The sequence below is a fragment of the Brachybacterium sp. 107 genome, assembly GCF_052379725.1.
Lineage (GTDB): Bacteria > Actinomycetota > Actinomycetes > Actinomycetales > Dermabacteraceae > Brachybacterium.
The window spans coordinates 96610-114714 of sequence record NZ_JBQSYW010000008.1 but is presented as its reverse complement, the minus strand read 5'-3'; the positions used below and the strand labels follow the sequence as shown (position 1 = coordinate 114714).

Annotated in this window: 13 protein-coding genes and 1 tRNA gene; 4 read left to right on the top strand and 10 right to left on the bottom strand. The window is 73.0% G+C overall.

The window, feature by feature from the left end; genetic code table 11:
- Nucleotides 1-30 precede the first annotated feature (30 nt).
- Nucleotides 31-1101 carry a hypothetical protein gene (locus ACT3UL_RS10955; RefSeq protein ID WP_444578262.1) on the bottom strand — a complete coding sequence of 357 codons (1071 nt, stop codon included), beginning with the start codon at nucleotides 1099-1101 and terminating at the stop codon, nucleotides 31-33.
- The gene (gene dcd / locus ACT3UL_RS10950) at nucleotides 1101-1691 is read right to left on the bottom strand and encodes a dCTP deaminase (protein WP_444578261.1); all 591 of its coding nucleotides are present in this window, start codon (nucleotides 1689-1691) and stop codon (nucleotides 1101-1103) included. The genes ACT3UL_RS10955 and dcd overlap by 1 nt, the downstream gene beginning before the upstream one ends.
- A 219-nt stretch (nucleotides 1692-1910) precedes the next feature.
- Here dcd and ACT3UL_RS10945 point away from each other — a divergent pair.
- A tRNA-Gly gene (locus ACT3UL_RS10945) sits at nucleotides 1911-1981 on the top strand.
- Between the two features lie 140 nt (nucleotides 1982-2121).
- Entirely contained in the window at nucleotides 2122-2697 is a 576-nt protein-coding gene (locus ACT3UL_RS10940) for a TetR/AcrR family transcriptional regulator (RefSeq protein WP_444578260.1), read from the top strand.
- A gap of 70 nt (nucleotides 2698-2767) precedes the next feature.
- On the opposite strand, the gene ACT3UL_RS10935 is transcribed toward ACT3UL_RS10940, so the two are convergent.
- From ACT3UL_RS10935 to ACT3UL_RS10905, 7 genes are all read right to left on the bottom strand, one after another.
- Nucleotides 2768-5284: a pyrophosphatase gene (locus tag ACT3UL_RS10935; RefSeq protein ID WP_444578259.1), complete on the bottom strand. Its 2517-nt coding sequence runs from the start codon at nucleotides 5282-5284 to the stop codon at nucleotides 2768-2770.
- A 44-nt stretch (nucleotides 5285-5328) separates the two neighbouring features.
- Nucleotides 5329-7272, bottom strand: a complete 1944-nt coding sequence (locus ACT3UL_RS10930; RefSeq protein WP_444578258.1) for a thioredoxin-like domain-containing protein — start codon at nucleotides 7270-7272, stop codon at nucleotides 5329-5331.
- Nucleotides 7273-7447: 175 nt separating this feature from the next.
- The gene (locus ACT3UL_RS10925; RefSeq protein ID WP_444578257.1) at nucleotides 7448-8167 is read right to left on the bottom strand and encodes an HAD family hydrolase; all 720 of its coding nucleotides are present in this window, start codon (nucleotides 8165-8167) and stop codon (nucleotides 7448-7450) included.
- Nucleotides 8164-8868 (bottom strand): HAD family hydrolase, encoded by a 705-nt coding sequence (locus ACT3UL_RS10920; RefSeq protein WP_444578256.1) that lies wholly within the window; start codon nucleotides 8866-8868, stop codon nucleotides 8164-8166. Before ACT3UL_RS10920 ends, ACT3UL_RS10925 begins: the two co-directional genes overlap by 4 nt.
- 156 nt (nucleotides 8869-9024) lie before the next feature.
- Entirely contained in the window at nucleotides 9025-10320 is a 1296-nt protein-coding gene (locus tag ACT3UL_RS10915; protein WP_444578255.1) for an O-acetylhomoserine aminocarboxypropyltransferase/cysteine synthase family protein, read from the bottom strand.
- Between the two features lie 144 nt (nucleotides 10321-10464).
- Nucleotides 10465-12183, bottom strand: a complete 1719-nt coding sequence (locus ACT3UL_RS10910; RefSeq protein ID WP_444578254.1) for an ABC-F family ATP-binding cassette domain-containing protein — start codon at nucleotides 12181-12183, stop codon at nucleotides 10465-10467.
- Between the two features lie 125 nt (nucleotides 12184-12308).
- A complete protein-coding gene (locus ACT3UL_RS10905) occupies nucleotides 12309-13283 on the bottom strand; it encodes an N-acetylmuramic acid 6-phosphate etherase (protein WP_444578253.1) in 975 nt (324 codons plus the stop codon).
- A 307-nt stretch (nucleotides 13284-13590) separates the two neighbouring features.
- Between ACT3UL_RS10905 and ACT3UL_RS10900 the strand changes: the two genes are divergently transcribed.
- Both ACT3UL_RS10900 and ACT3UL_RS10895 read left to right on the top strand, forming a co-directional pair.
- Nucleotides 13591-14580, top strand: coding sequence for an N-acetylglucosamine kinase (locus tag ACT3UL_RS10900; protein WP_444578252.1), 990 nt, complete (start codon nucleotides 13591-13593; stop codon nucleotides 14578-14580).
- Between the two features lie 247 nt (nucleotides 14581-14827).
- Nucleotides 14828-16270 carry a flavin-containing monooxygenase gene (locus ACT3UL_RS10895; RefSeq protein WP_444578251.1) on the top strand — a complete coding sequence of 481 codons (1443 nt, stop codon included), beginning with the start codon at nucleotides 14828-14830 and terminating at the stop codon, nucleotides 16268-16270.
- 29 nt (nucleotides 16271-16299) lie between these two features.
- Here ACT3UL_RS10895 and ACT3UL_RS10890 read toward each other — a convergent pair whose 3' ends face one another.
- Nucleotides 16300-18090 carry a CopD family protein gene (locus ACT3UL_RS10890; protein WP_444578250.1) on the bottom strand — a complete coding sequence of 597 codons (1791 nt, stop codon included), beginning with the start codon at nucleotides 18088-18090 and terminating at the stop codon, nucleotides 16300-16302.
- Between the last annotated feature and the right edge of the window lie 15 nt (nucleotides 18091-18105).

Below are 18105 nucleotides of genomic sequence, written 5' to 3'. Positions count from 1 at the left end.
GACGGCCCGACGCGCGCAGAGGCGCTCGGATCAGACGAGGTCGGCGGGATCCACGAGGAAGCCCTCGAGGTCCACGACGTAGCCGCCGACGGTCTCGGTGAGCAGTCCGGCGATCAGTCCGATGCGGCGGTAGGCGTGCGCCCAGCGCGCAGCGGTCTCCGCATCGGGGCTCTCGAGGGCGAGTTCCGCCTCATCCGCCGGGATGTGCACGAGCTCGTAGTCGACGGCGGAATCCACCCAGCCGAGCGCGCTGAGCGCGGGATGTCCCGTGCTGCGCCCCACCCGGACGTGGATCACGCCGCCGTCATTCTGCGAGGCCTGAGCGACGTGCGAGTCCTGCGATGCGGGCGAGGCCGACGAGTCCTGTGGCGCCGACGGGTCCTGTGGAGCCGACGGGTCCTGTGGAGCCGACGGGTCCTGTGGGGCCGGCGCGCTCAGCGGAATGGTGACGCTGTACCCGGATCGCGCGATCTCCGACGGGACCCGGTCCAGCTCCGCATCGGGTTCGAGCGGCGCGATCAGCTGGGCGAAGGACTCCGGAGCCAGTGCATGCGGGCTGACGACGGTCAGATCCCGGACGTGGAACGGGTGCGGCTCGAGGCGGACCCCGCCGTCGGTGACCACGGCCCCGTAGAGGCGACGGCCCAGCGACCAGACCAGATCCAGCGCGCGCCGCTCCGCCGCGAACGGCAGTCCCTCCGGGAAGGCGCTCCCGTACCCGTGGGGGTCCTCGAGGCCCTCCGGCACGGGATCCTCGCGCACCCGCGGGGTCTCGATGGTCCAGCGGCCGGCGCCGCGGGGCGACGGATCGGGCACCAGACGGGTGTCGTCGCCGATCTCGATCGTCCCGTCCTCCTCCAGCACGGCCTGCGGGCGCACATTGCGCACCATGGCGAGCACGTCCGTCGCCGGGGTGTCCCGAGGCAGCTGGAGCCGATGCGCGGTGCGGGCTCCCTCCGAGCCGGGGACGGCAGGAGCCTCGTCGCCGTGACCCGTCACGTCGACGTTCCCGGCCGAACCGGCGGCTTTCCCGTCCGAGCTCGTGACGTTCTCGCCCGAACCGGTGACGTTCGAGTCGGCGTCATCCGCGGTGTCTCTCATCAGTCCTCCTGGACGGGGATCACGGTGCGGTGGAAGTTCAGCGCCGAGCGCGACGGGGTGGGGCCGCGCTGACCGAGGTAACGGTTGAGGTTCCCTGCGCTGCCGTAGGGGCTGTCCGAGGCGCTGGAGAGCTGGAAGAAGCACAGCTGCCCGATCTTCATCCCGGGCCACAGCGCCACCGGGAGGGTCGCCATGTTCGACAGCTCGAGGGTGATGTGGCCCTGGAAGCCCGGGTCGATGAACCCGGCGGTGGAGTGGGTGAGCAGACCGAGGCGACCCAGGGAGCTCTTGCCCTCCAGCCGTGCGGCGACGTCATCCGGGAGGGTGATCTGCTCGTAGGTCGACGCGAGCACGAACTCGCCCGGATGGAGCATGTACGGCTCCTCGGGATCGACGGCGACCTCGCGCGTCAGATCCGCCTGCTCCATCGCGGGGTCGATCATCGCGTGCTTGTGGTTGTCGAAGAGCCGGAAATACCGGTCGATCCTCACATCCACCGACGCAGGTTGGATCATCGCGTCATCGAAAGGCTCCAGGCGCACTCGCCCGGCCTCGATCTGTCCTCGGATGTCATGATCGCTCAGCAGCACGCCGCACAGCCTATCCGCCCGCCCCCGGGGACGGCACGCCGTCCCGCCGCCGTTCCCGCGCTCGCCCTCGTCCCGGCACCCCGACGGCCCGACCGACTCCCCTGTGCGCATCACCCTGCGGACCCGGTTCGCGGAGCATCGCCACCTCAGGTATGCTGATCTGCGTTCGCTCGACGAGGGCCGATCCTCCGGGATCACGCACTGGTCAGGTGGATTTTCGCGGGTGTAGTTCAATGGTAGAACTTCAGCTTCCCAAGCTGATAGCGCGGGTTCGATTCCCGTCACCCGCTCGATCAGGACCGTCGGCCATCGGCCGGCGGTCCTTCGTGCATACCGGTGCGCGACTCGCGCCTACCCGCCATATCCGCGCGGGAAGAGCCCCCGCTCGGCGCGGTGCGCACATCGTTCTGTCGAAGTGTAAGAATGCGTCATGCCCAAGATCATCGGAGCCTCCCTCGAGGAGCACCGCGAACGCACGCGCGACAAGATCTTCGCCGCGCTCGCGGAGCTGCTGGAGACCCAGGACTTCGAGACCATCACGTTCTCGAAGATAGCCACCGCGGCCGGCGTCGGCCGCACCGCGATGTACAACCACTTCCCGGACCGCGAGACCCTCCTGGTCGAGTACGCGCTCCATGAGACCTCCGACTACATCGCCCAGCTGCGGGCCGGCGTGAGCGACTCCGCCTCTCCGCGGGAGGCCGCACGGGCCTATGTGCGCACGCAGCTCGAGCTGAACGTCTCGTTCCACATGCCGCAGTCGATGGGCAAGGCCTCGCTCACCGAGAGCGCCGCCGAGCGCATGCGCGAGCATGTCCTCCTGATCGAGGAGGTGCTGCGCACGATCGTGCGGGACGGCGTGGCTCGCGGCGACTTCGCCGCGGATCTCGACATCGACGCGACCGTGCGGGTCGTCAACTCGCTGCTGGTGGGCTCGACCTCGCGCCGGTTCTCGCCGTCCGCGCTCGAGGACTTCGTGCTGCGCGGCCTCGGCGCCCGGGTCTGACCCCTCCCCCGCACGACCGGGGTCCGGAGTCGGCCCGAGGGATCACCCCTCGGAGCCGCACCCCGGATCGTCAGCCCTCGTCAGTCGCACCACGGCGCTTGCCGCGCTTCGTCGTGGCGGCCTTGCCATCCTTCGTCGTGGAGGGCTTGCCGCGCTTCGTCGAGGTGGGCTTGCGCGAGGGAACCACGACCTGCCGGGAATCGTCGTCGGACTCCCAGTCCATGGCGTCCAGGGTGTCCTCCGGGCCCTCCTCGGCGCGGGCGAAGAGCGGCTTGGAGATCTCGCCCTCGCCGTCCTCGAGGTCGACCTCCGTGGCGGTCGCGGAGACCACCCAGCAGGTCAGTGCGATCACCAGGGCGACCACGGCGATCCCCCAGCGCAGGAAGACGTTGGTCCCGTCCGTGGCCATACCGACCACGGAGCTCACGCTGAGCGCGGCCAGGAGCGAGGTGACCAGCACCAGCGGCAGCGCCACGGATCCGATCGCGCCGCGCAGGGCGCCGGTGAGCACCGCGCCGCCCAGCGCGCCGGAGTGGCCCCAGGAGCCCGGGCCGCCGTAGCGCCCCTGGCCGATGACCGTGGAGGCGTTCTGGAGGGTGGATCCGGCGCCGAGGGTCCAGAGGCCGAGAGCGGCGGCGCTCAGCACCACGCCGACCACGAGGCCCGGCAGGGCGGCGGGACCCAGCCCGAACCCTGCGACGACCGGCATCAGCACGACGACCACGAGGGCCGGCAGCACCGCACGACGCACCAGCTCGGGCAGGTCGTCCAGTGCCACCCCGCTGCGGTTCTCGAGCATCGCGGAGCGGGTCTCGACCACGGCCTCGGCCCCGAGGCGCCGGGCGCCGTCGAGCAGGGACGAGGTCACCAGCAGCACGGTGAGCACACCCAGGCCCACGCCGGCCAGGACGGGCAGCGAGACGGGGCTGAGGGCATGGAGCGCACGGTCCTCCCAGACCGTCTTCCCCCGAGCGGCGGTCTGCAGCGCATTCACCACGGGTCCCAGCGCCGCCAGGGAGGTCAGCACGGCGGCCAGCAGCAGTGCGGCGCGAGGGCCGGTCGCCGCACCGGACGCGGCGTCGCGCAGCCCGCGCCCGATGCCGGGGCGGTCCACCACGCTGGGGGCCAGCAGCGACCCGGCATAGGCCACGGCCACCACGAGGGCCCCGAGGCCCGCCTGGGCCAGGAGGGCGAGGGCCAGCGAGGGCACCCCGGCGCTGAGCACCGAGATCACGCCTCCGACGAGGATCACCAGGGCGAGGGCGCCCGCCGCGATCAGCGCGGTCGAGGCGAGTGCCGAGGTGATGCCCAGGGCGCCACCGGTGCGGCTGGTGCGGGCGGCCCGCAGCACGGTCCCGCCCGTGCGGTGACCGGTGCGGTCCAGCAGCAGGACCGCGGCCAGGGCGGCGAGGACGCCGAGGCCCAGGGACGCCGCCACGACGGTGCTCGGGGAGATCGTGTACAGGGTGAGCACGTCGAGGAACGCGCTCGCGTCGCGCGTCTCGTCCGTCTGCTCGATCCACTGGCCCATGTCCGCCACGGCCTGCTCGATCTGCGGTTCGAGCTGTGCGCGCGGGAGCGGCTCGGGCCCGGCCACGGCCGGGTCCGTGAAGTTCTCCATGCCGACCTGGGCGAAGCGCAGCTCCTTGTAGGCCGACGGGAGCCACAGCGCTGCGGCGACGACCATGCCGACGCCGCCGAGCACGGCCGGGACGAGACCGCCCAGGCGCAGTGCCCCGCGCTCGTGCCCGGCGCTGCCCAGGTGCGGGACCACGGCCACCGCCCCGGCGGCGAGCATCGCCACCCCGAGAGCGAGCAGGACCACGAGGATGCCCTCGCCGGCCAGGACGGGCACCCCCAGCAGGATTCCCAGTGCAGCCGCCGCGGAGGTCAGGGCCACGAGGTCGGCGCTCAGCGCCGCCCCGCGACGGAACATCCGGGACGCCCGCAGGTGGGGCATGCCGAGGTTGTCGTCGTCATCGGCGTCGATCTCGTGCTCGTCGGTGCCGACCAGCACGGTCGCAGCGGCGGCCGCCGCGTCCAGGGGCGCCGAGGTCACGCGGATCGCGAGCGCCGAGATCGCGGCGCCGGCGGCGAGTCCCAGGAGCGCCGAGGACCCCGAGGCATGCAGGAACCACACGATGAGGACGACGGGGAGCACCGCGGTCGCGAGCGCTCCGGTGACGGCCAGAGCGCCCAGCCGGGAGATCAGCGCCGGCCGCCGCTCCGTGTCGATCCCGAGGGCGGACAGCTGCACGGCCAGGCCGCGCCAGGCCGCGAAGGGCCCCAGCAGCAGGCCCACCAGCATCATCGCCGAGCGCAGGAGGCGATCGTCGGTCGAGCCGGGCACCAGGTACAGCAGCACCAGGGCGGGCAGTCCCACCCACAGGATGAGGGACCCTGCAGCCGTGAGCTGCTTCCCGAGGCGACGACCGAGGCCGTCGTCCATCTCGGGAGCGTCCTCATCGCGTCGCAGGCGGCTGGGGACGACGGCGCCGACGACCAGCGCGGCGACGGCGAGGACGCCCAGCACCAGGAGGGTCACGGCGATGTCGTCGCCCAGGGGGAATTCGGTGATCAGGTCCACAAGTCAGCTTCCGACGTCGGGGCTCTGCGGGGTCGACGGGCGACTCAGGCGAGCAGGGACAGGTCCAGATGGGTCGGGGCGCCGTCGACGATGCGGATCGGCACCCCCCAGTCCTGCTGGTGCATATGGCAGGCCGGGAACTCCACGGCCGGATCCGCATCGCAGGAGGCGGCGCGCGCGTTCACGTGCAGCACGCCCTCGGTGTAGGCGGGGTCCAGCTCGAGCGTCCGCTCCAGGTCGGTGCCCACACCGCTGCCGTCGGTGAGCATGGCCGACGGGGTGGTCGAGATGGTCACCTGGGTGGACGGTCCCAGGGAGTTGTCGAGCTTGTGCCCCTCAGGAGGGGTGAACAGGACCCGCACGCTGAGAGGGCCGGGTCCGACCTCCGTGACGGGCCGCTCGGAGCGCAGCGCGCCCTCGTCGATGACGCGTTCGGCGGCCTTGGCGACCGGCACCCAGGTGACGCGGTGCGCGCCGGACTCCACGACGATCAGCTGTCCGATGCCATCGACCGGCGGGCCGACGATCGCGGCGGAGGGCTCGTCGAGGTCGGTCGCGACCGTGACGACGGTGACCTCCGCGGTCACCTCGGGGTCCTGGGGATCATGCTCCTCGATGATCCGGATCGCGCCGTTGTAGGTATCGGCCACGGCGATCCGGCCGTCGGGCAGGGCCGTCACCGCGAGGGGATGCTGGAGCCGGGCGACGCCGTCGGGCCCGGCGGGACCGTCGACGTGGCCGAAGTCGAAGAGGCCCTGGCCCACGAGGGTGCTCACCCGCATCGTCTGGGGATCCAGGACGCGCACGGCCGAGGTCTCGGAGTCGGCCACGACGATCCGTCCGTCGGGCAGCTCGTCCAGACCCGAGGGCTGCGCCCACCAGGAGGTGACCGCCGGGCCGTCGACCAGACCCTCCTGGGTGGTGCCCGCGAGCACGAGGAGCGCGCCGGTGACGGGGTCGAAGGTCCACAGCTGGTGGATGCCCGCCATCGCGATCACGGCCCGGTTCAGGACATGGGACCAGGTCACGTCCCACGGGGTGGACAGCGCGTAGTCGCGGGCGTCACCCTCACCGCGGGGCAGGGGCTCGCCCTGCATCCACTGGGCACCGCTGCCGGCGACGGTGAACACCTCGGTCGCCGTGCGGGAGCGCAGCAGACGATCCTGGCCGACCTTCACCCCGCGCAGGAGGTGGTTGGCGGTGTCGGTCACCAGCAGGTCGTAGCCGACCTCGACCGCGACGTCGTGCGGGAGGGCGAGCACGCCGTTGGGTTCGGTGAACTGGGCGGTCTCGGAGTCGCCGTCCGCGTGGCCGCGGGTGCCGGTGCCGATCACCTCGTCGACCGTCTGACCGTCGGCCTGGAAGACCACCAAGCGGTGCTGGCCGGCGTCGGAGACCACCAGGCGGCCGTCGGGCAGGGGCGTGAGCTTCGAGGGGAAGCGGAGGGTCTGCGGGGTCCGGTCCGTGAGCACGGTGGGAGCCGGACCGCGTCGCAGGGAGCTGTCCGTCTCGCCCTCGGCGACGAGGCGTTCGATCAGCTGGTCGAGGTTCGCGGCATGACCCTCGCCGGAGAGGTTGCCGGCGATGCGGCCATGGGTGTCGAGCACCATCAGGGTGGGCCAGGCACGGGCGCCGTACTCGGTCCAGGTCTCCAGCTCCGGGTCGTCGATGACCGGATGGGTGACCTCGTAGCGCTCGATGTTCGCGGCGAGCGCGTCCGGGTCCTTCTCGAACTCGAACTTCGGGGAGTGCACGCCGATGACGACGAGCTCGTCGGCCCACTTCTCCTCGAGGGGGCGCAGCTCGTCGAGGACATGCAGGCAGTTCACGCAGCAGAACGTCCAGAAGTCCAGCAGCACGATCTTGCCGCGCAGGGATTCCAGATCGAGGTCGACGCCACCGGTGTTCAGCCACCCGCGGCCGCGCAGCGCGGATCCTCGGGCTCGGGCTGTCAACGGCGCGGAGGGGTCGTCGTGCGGAGTGGTCATGGGGTCCAGTGAACACTGCCCCGAGGCATCGAGGCCAACTCAGGTGACATGCGTGGACATCCGCCCGCGCGCGGCGCCATGACCTGCGGCGACGCGAACTCGTCGAGAACAGCGCACGAATCGGCCCTCGCCGTCCCGCTCCCGACGGGCCGTGCGGCCCCGCTCGCCACGGCTCTCACCAGGTGCTGATCCAGGCCGCCAGCTCCGGATCGGTGAGGTCCCCCAGGACCAGATCGGCCGACGGGACCGGGTGGCCGGGCGTCGGCACCACGATCAGGCGCAGGCCCGCGTCGCGGGCCGCCTGGGCTCCTGTCCCCGAGTCCTCGAAGGCAAGGGTGACCATCGGTTCGGCGCCGAGGGCGCGGGCCGCCGCGGCATACATGTCCGGCGCCGGCTTGGCCCGCTCGACGGTGTCGGAGGCCTCGAGCACGGCGAAGTGCTCCCGCAGACCTCCCAGGACCAGCTTCTCCTCGAGGGATTCCAGCCAGGAGTTGGAGGCGCATCCCAGCGGCACCTTCGCACCGGTCAGGCGCACGATCTCCTCGGCACCGGGCATCAGACGGATTCCGGCGCCGAGCTCCCGGTCGAACTCGCGGCGCAGGTCCGCGTCGATGTCCTGCGGGTCCTGCCCGGCCCGTGCCGCGATCAGCGCTGCGGCGTCCTCGAGCGTGGATCCGTGCAGCGTGGTCTCGTCGGCCGCGGACAGGGACACGCCCCGGGAGCCGACGACGGTGTCCTGGGCACGCTGCCAGACCGTCTCGGTGTCCAGCAGCAGACCATCGCAGTCGAAGACGACGGCCTGCGGGGTCCAGTCCCCGAAGGCCTCCGTGAAGCGGTTCGGCGCAGCCGGCGCGCTCGTCGGGCCCAGGGGACTCTTCGGGGGCAGAGGGCTCATCGGGTGCTCACCCAGCCGGCGATCCAGGTGCCCAGCACCGGGTCCGCGAGCGAGTCGAGCCGGCGGGGCGCCCGCGGCTCCTGCCCGGGGATCGAGGGGACCGCGATCAGCTGCAGGCCGGCGGCGAGCGCCGCCTCCGCCCCGGTCTCGGAGTCCTCGAAGCCCAGGCACTCGGCCGGATCGGCGCCCAGCGCCCGGGCCGCTGCGAGGTACATGTCGGGGGCGGGCTTGGGGGCGTCGACGTCCTCGATCGCGATCGAGGCGTCCACGACGTCGGCGATGCCGAGTCCGTCGAGCTTGAGGTCGAGCAGGTCCCGCGGGGAGTTCGAGGCGACGGCCACGGGCCGCACGGCGGCGATCGCCCGCAGCGTCTCCAGGGCGCCGGGGATGGGGGTCAGCGTGTCGCCGATGGTGCGGCGATGCTCCTCCACCAGCTCCTCCCCCACCTCGACGGGGTCCTTGCCCACGGCCTCCGCGATGGTGACCACCACGACCTCGGCGGCACGGCCGGTGATCGCCCGGCGGGTCGCCGGGTCGAGGGTGGCGCCGTGGCGGGAGAGGTACCGGTCCTGGAGGGCCACCCACTGCCCTTCGGTGTCCACGAGGAGGCCGTCGCAGTCGAAGATCGCCGCGGCCGGGGTCCAGACCGGGGGCCATGCGGCGAGCGGTGAGGGCGGCAGGGTCGCGAGGTCGGGGTTCATGCCTCCCAGCCTATCGACGATGTCTGCACGTCCGCTCCGCGGTGTGGTGCCCCGCAGGACCCAGCGGGGACGACGACGGCACCGCCCCGGGTGGGACGGTGCCGTCAGCGCCGTGCGGACGGTGCCGTCCGCGCCGTGCAGCGGGTGCGTGCGCGGTCAGCTCGCGGCGGCGAGCCCCTGTTCGATGTCGGCGAGGATGTCGTCGATGTGCTCGATGCCGACGCTGAGGCGCACGAAGCCCGGCTCGATGCCGGCGGCGCGCTGCTCGTCCTCGGAGAGCTGGGAGTGGGTGGTCGAGGCGGGGTGGATGACCAGGCTGCGCACGTCGCCGATGTTGGCGACATGGGAGTGCAGGGTCAGCGCGTCCACGAAGCGTCGGCCGGCCTCGAGACCACCGGGCAGGACGAAGCCGAGCACGCTGCCCGCCCCCTGGGGGAGGTACTTGTCAGCGGTCGCCTTGTACGGCGAGGAGTCCAGGGACGCCCAGGTCACCGAGGCGACACGCTCGTCGGCCTCGAGGGTGTCGGCGACGACGCGGGTGTTGGCGAGGTGCCGCTCCATGCGCAGCGGGAGCGTCTCCAGGCCCTGGCCGATGAGGAAGGCGTTGAACGGGGAGACGGCCGGGCCGAGGTCGCGCAGGAGGTTGGTGCGCGCGCGGGTCGCGAAGGCGGCGGGAAGGCCCGCGAAGACGAGGCCGTTGTAGGACTCGTCGGGCTCGTTGAACTGGGGGTACTTCTCGGCATGGGCGGCGAAGTCGAAGCTGTCGCCGTCCACGATCACACCGGCGATCGAGGTGCCGTGACCGCCGAGGAACTTCGTGGCGGAGTGGACGACGACGTCCGCGCCGTGCTCGAGCGGACGCAGCAGGAACGGGGTCGCGACCGTGTTGTCCACGACCAGCGGCACCCCGATCTCGTGGGCGACGTCGGCGACGGCGCGCAGATCCGGGATGTCCTGCTTGGGGTTCGGGATCGACTCGACGAAGAACGCGCGGGTGGTCTCGTCGGCCGCCGCCCGCCAGGATGCGGGGTCTGTGGGATCTTCCACCCACTGCGGGGTGATCCCCAGGCGGCTCAGAGTGTGCTTGAAGAGGTTGTACGAGCCGCCGTACAGGCTCGGGGAGACCGCCACGGAGTCGCCGGCGCCTGCGAGGTTCAGGATCGACAGGGTGATGGCGCTCTGCCCGGAGGCGACCAGCAGACCGGCGGCGCCGCCCTCGAGGGCCGCCACCCGGTCCTCGACAGCGCCCTGGGTGGGGTTGTTGATGCGCGAGTAGATGGGGCCGGCTTCGGTGAGCGCGAAGCGGTCCGCGGCGGACTCGGCGCTCGGGAACACGAAGCTGGTGGTCTGGTGGATCGGCAGCGCACGCGATCCGGCGTCGGAGTCCGGGGTCTGACCGGCATGGATCGTGAGGGTCTCGAACTTCTGGGGCTGCGCGGGCGTGGCAGACATGGTGGCTCCTTCGGAAGACGGGTTCGTGCCCAGCGTGGCCCGGAGCCCGTGACGGTGGCGAGGAACATGAACCCGTATGACGGCAGGAGCCTGACCTGCCCGTGCGACCGATCAGCCGGCCCGTGCCAGCACCTCCTCGACCGATCAGTCCCCCAGCGCGAGCACCTCACCCTGCCAGCGGCTGCGCAGCCAGCGGTCGTGCGAGGCGATCAGCACGGTGCCTCCCCAGTCCTCGAGGGCCTTCTCGAACCGGGTCGCGGTGACCAGCGCCAGGTGGTTGGTGGGCTCGTCGAGCACGAGGAGCTCGGGCGGGTCCAGCAGCAGCGCCGCGAGCATCACGCGGCGCAGCTGCCCGCGGGAGAGCAGGTCGAGCGGGCGGGTGAGATCCCGGGGATGGACGAGTCCGAACAGCTCGGGCACGGCGCCGTCCTCGGGCGGCGGCTGCTCGGTGCCGGCGGCGGCCGCCCGCAGGTGGGCGCCGACGGTACGGCCGGGCACGGCCGCATCGTCCTGCCCCAGATGGCCGATGCGCAGGCCACGCGGTCGATCCACGCTGCCCGAGGTGGGTGTGAGCAGGCCGGTCACCGTGTCCAGCAGGGTGGACTTCCCCGAGCCGTTGGCGCCGGTGACCAGCAGCCGCTGCCCGGTCGAGAGGCTGAAGGAGGTCGGGGCGAGCCGCCCGTCGACCGCGACGCGGCTCGCGGTGAGCATGACGGAGCCGGCGCCCGCGCCCCCGCTGCGGCCGCGCCCGGGAGCATCGGGCAGGTGGGTGAGGTGCAGCTCCGCAGGGGGTTTGCGCACCTGCTCCTCCTCGAGCTGTGCGAGGCGCGCCCGGGACTCCCGCAGGCGCCGCGAGACCACGGCGGCGTTGCGGTCCGCATAGAACTTCTTCGAGGCGCGCGCCTCCGCACGGGGTGCCGCGCCGACGTGCCCGACGGTCTCGGAGTCCTTCACGGCCCGACGGAGCGCTGCGAGCTCCTCCTGCTCGCTGCGGAAGCGGTGCTCCCAGCGATCACGAGCCTCGAAGCGCGCCAGCAGGTAGTCGCTGAACCCTCCCGTGTACACGCTGAGACCGCCGATCTCGGTGCGCAGCGGGGACTCGGCGGGGTCCATGTCCAGCTGCGCCGTCGTCGCGTCGTCGAGGAAGGCGCGGTCGTGGCTGGCGATCAGCACCGGCCCGGGATGGGCGGCGATCGCTGCCGTGAGGAAGGCCGCGCCGTCGTCGTCGAGATGGTTGGTGGGCTCGTCGAGCAGCCAGGTGGTGGGGCGCGAGATGAGCAGATGCGCGAGCGCGAGACGCTCGCGCTGGCCGCCGCTGATCGACCCCAGGGCGGTGAGCGGGTCGATGCCGGCGAGGCCGAGCCCGGCAAGCACGGTCTCCGCCCTCTGGTCGGCGTTCCAGACATCGGCCAGGGTCGCCTCGGCGAGCAGCTCGTCGAAGCGACGGCTCGCCTCCGGGGTGGGATCGCCACCGCCGGCGCCGAGGGCCTCCCCCGCCTCGGCGAGCTCCCGTTCGAGTCGGCGCGAGCGGTCCAGGCCGTCGGCGACGACGGCTGCCAGGGTGGCCTCGGATCCGAAGGGCAGCTCCTGGTGGAGCACGCCGAGGGGGCCGGGGGCCGATACCGCGCCGCCGTCGGGTGCGAGGTCGCCGGACAGCACGCGGAGCAGCGTGGACTTGCCGCTGCCGTTCTCGCCGAGCAGGCCGGTGGGCCGGCCGGCGGGCACCACGAGGCTCACGTCCGTGAGGACGCGGCGGTCGGGGAACGAGAAGGAGATCCCGTCGGCCCGCAGATGCAGGGCGGGGTCGCCGGTGCCGGTCGGGGCAGCGGCGAGCGCAGAGGGGTTCAGGGGTGATGAGGGCATGGATCAGCTCCGGTTCGCGAGGGCGCGTGTGGGTCAGGGGCTGATCAGAGCTTCACGGGGACGAGTGTAGGAACCGGCTCGTGCGGGAGTCCAGGGAATTACCGCGGACGTGCGGCCACCCGGTCTCAGGGCTGCTTGGCGAGCGCGGCGACGGCCGAGCGGATGCCGGCGGGGTCACCGGCGCGCCGCGGATCCCGAGGATAGTCGGCGAGGGCGGCGGCCGCGCGGTCGACGTCGGCCCCGGAGAGCAGGGCGACCAGCGCGACGCGCACGCTGCCGCCGGCGGCCTGGAGCACCCGCCCGGCCTCCTCGGCGCTGGCGCCGCTGGCCTGGACGAGGATCCGCACAGTGCGTCCCACGAGCTTCGCGTTGGTGGGACGCACATCGATCATGAGGTTCCCGTAGGTCGTGCCCAGGCGCACCATCATGGCGGTGGACAGGGCGTTCAGGGTGAGCTTCTGGGCGGTGCCGGCCTTCATGCGCGTCGAGCCCGTGACCACCTCGGGGCCCACGTCCAGCAGGATCGGGATGTCCGCGTCACCGGCGAGCTCGGCCCGAGGATTCGCGGAGATCAGCGCGGTGGGCATCCCGGCGGCCCGGGCGGCCTGCAGCGCCCCGCGCACGAACGGGGTGCGCCCGCTCGCGGCCAGGCCGATCACGACGTCGCCTGCGACGCACACCTCGTGCACGAGCGCGGCTCCTGCCTCGGCATCGTCCTCGGCTCCCTCCACGGCGGTGAGGAACGCTCCGGCGCCACCGGCGAGGTGGGCGGCGACCATCGACTCGTCCGCGTTGAAGGTGGGGGCGAGCTCGACGGCGTCCAGCACCGCGAGCCGACCCGAGGTGCCGGCGCCCAGGTAGTGCACGGTCCGCCCCGCGGCGATCGCCCCCACGCAGATCTCGACCAGCTCGGAGATCGGGCCGGCCTGCTCCTGCACCGCGCCGGCGACCGTCGCATCCTCGCCCAGGATCACGTCGACCATGCCGCGGGCGTCCAGGGAATCGAGCTCGGCGCTGGCGGGATTGCGCTCCTCGGTGGGCGAGGGCAGATCCACGAGGTCCAGAGGGATGGCGGCGTCGTCGGGGCGGGGATCGGTCACGGGGGCTCCTGGGGTCGGGTCGAGGTCGTCGTGGACACAGGTCGGTGAGGGCGGGGCGAGCAGAAGCGCGCCAAGGATCATCCGTGATCCCGGGACGTCGTCGCCGCCACCGCGACCAGGGTAGCCAGTGAGCGAGCCGGACCTGCCCTCCCGCGCCGCGGCGCCTCCCGGCGATGCGTCCTCGCGAGGGTTTCCCGCGGCGCCTCCCCGCGATGCCGCCCCGCGGCGTCACCCTGCGATGCCTCCCGCGAGATGCAGCCGCCCTACGATGGAGGCCCGCTCCGAGATCCGCCAGAGGGAGGCCACCATGGACGCCGAGACGACCTCGTCGACGCCCGTCGTCATCGCCGGGGACATCGGGGGCACCAGCTCGCGTCTGGTCCTCGCGCCGCTGGCCGGAGACCCGATCGCGGAGGCCGCGGGCCCCGGCGCGAACCTGCGCTCCTCGGGTGCGGCGGCGCTGGACCACCTCGCCGACACCGTGCGCGACGTGCTCGAGGCAGGACGCCGCGAGCTGGGTGAGGGCCTCGAGGTCGTGGCAGTCGCCCTCGGCATCTCCGGCGCCGGGCCGGCACGGGCCGCCGAGGTGCAGAGCGCTGTGGCCGAGCGGCTCACGCAGCTGGGCATCGACCCCCGACGGATCCTCATCACCGACGACCTCCGCACCGCCTTCCTCTCCGGCGGGGTCGGGGACGACGGCCTGCTCGTGCTCGCGGGCACGGGGGCGGTCTCGGTGCGCTTCCACGACCGCAAGGCTGTCGAGCGCCGCGACGGGATGGGCTGGCTGCTGGGCGACATCGGCTCCGCCGTGTGGCTGGGCCGACGCACCGTGCAGGCCGTGGCCGCCGACCTCGACCACCGTGGGCGACGCACTCTGCTCACCGAGGCGCTCGGCGACCTGCTCGACCTCGACCTCCGTGACGGGCTGCTGCCGCCCTCCCCCACGGGCGATACCCGCCAGGACCTGATCCGTGCTCTGGATGACGTGCTGCCCTCCGGCTCCCCCGCCGCTCTGGGCCGCTTCGCACGCCTGCCCGGCACGCTGCCCGAGGATGCCGCCGCCCGGGAGATCCTCGATACCGCCATCCGGCATGTCATGGACACCGTGCGCGCCCTGGACCCCGACTGCGGCCTGCCCGTGGTCCTGGCCGGTTCCGTGCTCGCCTCCGCCGGTCCGATCCACGACGAGGTGAGCACCGGGCTCGAGGCCGACGGCCGCACCTACTGCACTGCGCCCACCGGCCTGCCCGGCGCCCTGCAGCTGGCGCGCGAGATGGCCAGAGCCGTGCTGCCCTGACGTCTTCCGCGCTTCCTCCGGGTCTCCTCCGCCTCGCCGTGGAACCGCCCGCGAGGGGTGGTGGTGGGGAGGGAACGTACTCGGGCCGGACGCGAGCGCGAGATCACGCGGGCGGGGCAACCTGCGAAGTCCGGTCCGGTGGGAGACTGAGGACCCCTAGAATGGCCAGCGTCTGCCCGCCGCTGAGCCGGGTGTCCGGGGAACGTCCCGGGCACCGCGCGCCGCCCGACTCGGAAGGCTCTATTCGATGCCCGACCATCACGACCAGATCCCCAGCCGCGAGAAGGTGCTGATCATCGGCGCCGGCCCTGCGGGCCTTGCGGCCGCAGCGGCCCTGAAGGCGCTGGAGGTCCCCTTCGACCTGGTCGACCGTGCCAAGCACGTCGGCGGAATCTGGAACGAGGAGCGGGCGGACTCTCCGGTCTGGCCCTCGATGGAGATGATCTCCTCCCGGGAGTTCACCCAGTACGAGGACATGCTCCAGCCCGTGTCCTTCCCCGAGTTCCTCAGCCCCGGGCACATGGCGAAGTACCTGCGCGCCTATGCCGCCCGTCATGAGCTCACCGCGCACTTCCGCCCCGGCGTCGAGGTCCGCTACGCCCGCCCGTTCGAGGACGGCGTGTGGCAGGTCGAGCTGTCCACCGGCGAGGTCCTGATCTACCGCGCGGTGATCTCGGCGCACGGGATCGTCGAGCGACCGCATCGCCCCGACTGGGCCGCCGACGTCCCGAAGTCCGTGCAGGTCATCCACTCCAAGGACTGGACCGGGCCCGACGGGCTCGAGGGCAAGCGGGTCCTCGTGGTCGGCTCCGGACAGTCCGCGGCGGACATCTCCGTCGACGCCGCCCGCCGCGCCCTCGAGGTGCGCTGGTCCGTCCGGACCGGCCATTGGGTGGTGCCGCGCCGCATCGGTGGGGTCCCCGGTGACGTCGCCGCGTCCCGTGAGCCCGCGCTGCTGGGCGGCCTCAACGAGAAGATCGCCGAGGCCGTCGTGGGCCGCAGCGTCGGCACCCCGCAGGATGCCGGCCTGCCCGAGCCCGTCCTGCCCCTGCTCGAGGACTCGGTGATCATCTCCGACGATGTGCTCGCCCGCGTGCGGGAGGGGCGCATCACCCCCGCCGGCGCGATCACCAGCGTCACCGAGGACGGCACCGTCTACCACGACGGACCCTCCCACCACGCCGGGCACCTCCGCTACGCCCCCGACCTGATCGTGCTCGCGACCGGCTACGAGTCCGGGGCCGGGCACCTTCCCGAGGACGTCGTGCCCCGCACCGCGGCCGGCGACCTCGACCTGTTCCTGGGAGCTTTCCCCCGTGGCCGCGACGATCTTGTGGTGCTCGGGCAGCAGCGGGTCGCCGGGGGCGCCCTGCCCGTGCTGGTCGAGCAGGCCGACGTGGCCGCCTATGTGCTGGCGGCGAGCCGCGCGGGCGGCTCCTCGGCGCTGCGGAGGTTCCAGCAGCTGCGGGCCGGGTCCGAGAGCGCCGTGCCCGTCGCGGACTCCTCGGCCGGGTCCGGCGTGCTGGGTCGCCTCAGCGGCGTGCTCGGCGCGCACAAGGTGACTGCCCGCGCCAGCGCCACGACGCCCAGGATCGGGGCCGGGGACGAGGCCGGGGAGAAGCTGGTCCCGGCCGCGGACCGCGACACCCTCCTGGCCCGCCTGCGCTCGGTCCGGGACCTCTTCGCCTGACCGGGACCACTTCGCCTGCCGCGGCCTCCTCAGCGCGTTGCCGTCGGCGCGACGGCAGCGGGCTTCGCAGTGTGATCGTCGGCGGCCGTCCCGCGTCCGCGCAGGGCGAGGGCCGCGCCGAGCCCCGTCAGCACGCTCACCACGAGGACACCGATCCCTCCGCGCTGCTGATCGGCGAGCGCGTCGGGCAGCCAGGTGCGACCGGTCGCCCCGAACCAGCTCGCGGCGAGGAGCAGGTCGGTGCTGATCAGGAGGATCCCCGCCGCCAGGCCGAGCACGAGGGGTGCCGTCGCAGCGAGCGTGCGTCGGCGGGTGCCTGACGCGCAGCGCACGGCCAGGGTCATCAGCACCCCGCCGCACAGCGCCAGCATCTGCAGCGCGAGGTGGGCGGCGTGCCCGTCGAGCGCGCTGCGCAGGAAGGGTCCGGCATAGGCGGCTCCGAGGAGCGCCACCGGGGCGGCCGCCACCAGGGCCGCGAGCCACGTGCGGGTGGCCAGGAGCCGCTGGAGCAGCGACGGGACCGTGACCGCGCTGCCGATGAGCACCCCGGCGCCGGCGAGCAGCAGCACGTGCTGCAGCAGATGAGCCGAGACCAGCACCTTGCCGTACACGTTCAGCGGGCCGCTGGTCAGCAGCACCAGCACGACGCCGCCGAGGACGAGCCGGATGCTCCGGGCACGGTCGCGTCGTGGGCCGCGCGGCCGCCACCACACCAGCAGCATCACGCAGGCGAGCATCATCCCGAAGGGATCGGGGCGCCAGGCCGTGAGCACGGTCCACAGATCCGGGGCGCTGGGCAGCGGATACCCGGTGAGCACCCCGGCGGGCCCGGCCGGCGGGGTGCCGGCGTCGGCCGGAGGCGGCGAGGAGCTCATGGCGGCGGCGAGCGCGACGGCCAGCCCCATCAGGGCGAGCTCGAGCACGGCGAGCCGGCGGTAGGTGCCCGCGGCCTGCTGGCCGGCCGCGCTGGAGCCGAAGCCGGTGGCGACCTGGCGCCGCTGGAGCACGCCGAACATCGCCAGGACGATCAGCAGCACGGCCTTGGCGACCCCGAGCTGCACATAGGCGCTGGTGAGGATGTCCGACAGGGAGTTCATGCGCACCGCGAGGGCCCACACGCCGCTCCCCGCGAGCGCGATCCAGCAGATCAGCGCGAGATGGGAGTATCCGCGCACGACGGCCGCATCGTCGCGCGAGGTGCTCGGCAGCAGCTGGAGGACCGCGAGGCCGCCCAGCCAGATCCCGACCGCGAGCAGGTGCACGAGCATGGTCGACGTCGCGACCTCGTGGTTCTCTCCCCCGCCTGCGTGCCCTGTCATGGCGCTGGAGAAGGCCACCAGACCGGCGGCGATCGCGACCGTCCGGGCGGTGCCGCGCGAGGTCCCGGTGACGGCGATGGTGGTCGCGGCCGCGGCGATCACCACCGCGGTCACGAGCCAGATGCCGAGATCGGTCGCGAGGAACACGCTGAGGTCGGAGCCGAATCGTGCGGAGCCCACGCTCTGCCCGGTCGCGACGGCGTAGGAGAAGGCCAGTGAGGCGCCCCGTGCGAGGGTGGTGATCGCGGCGCCGATGCCGACCAGGGTCATCGCGCGGGCACGGTCGGCCTGCTCCCGGAGCAGCCAGCCGCTCACCACGGCGCCGCCCAGCGTGAGGGCCGCTGCCAGGTCGGCGATCATCGAGGCGATGGGGCCGCCGACGCGGGCCAGGGCGCCAGCGTCGCGCAGCACGAGGTTGTCCCCGCCGGCGGCGTCGGCCGCGAGCACGGAGATCAGCGCCAGCACGAGCATCGTGACCAGGACGAGCACGATCGCCGACACCGGGGGGCGCCTCGG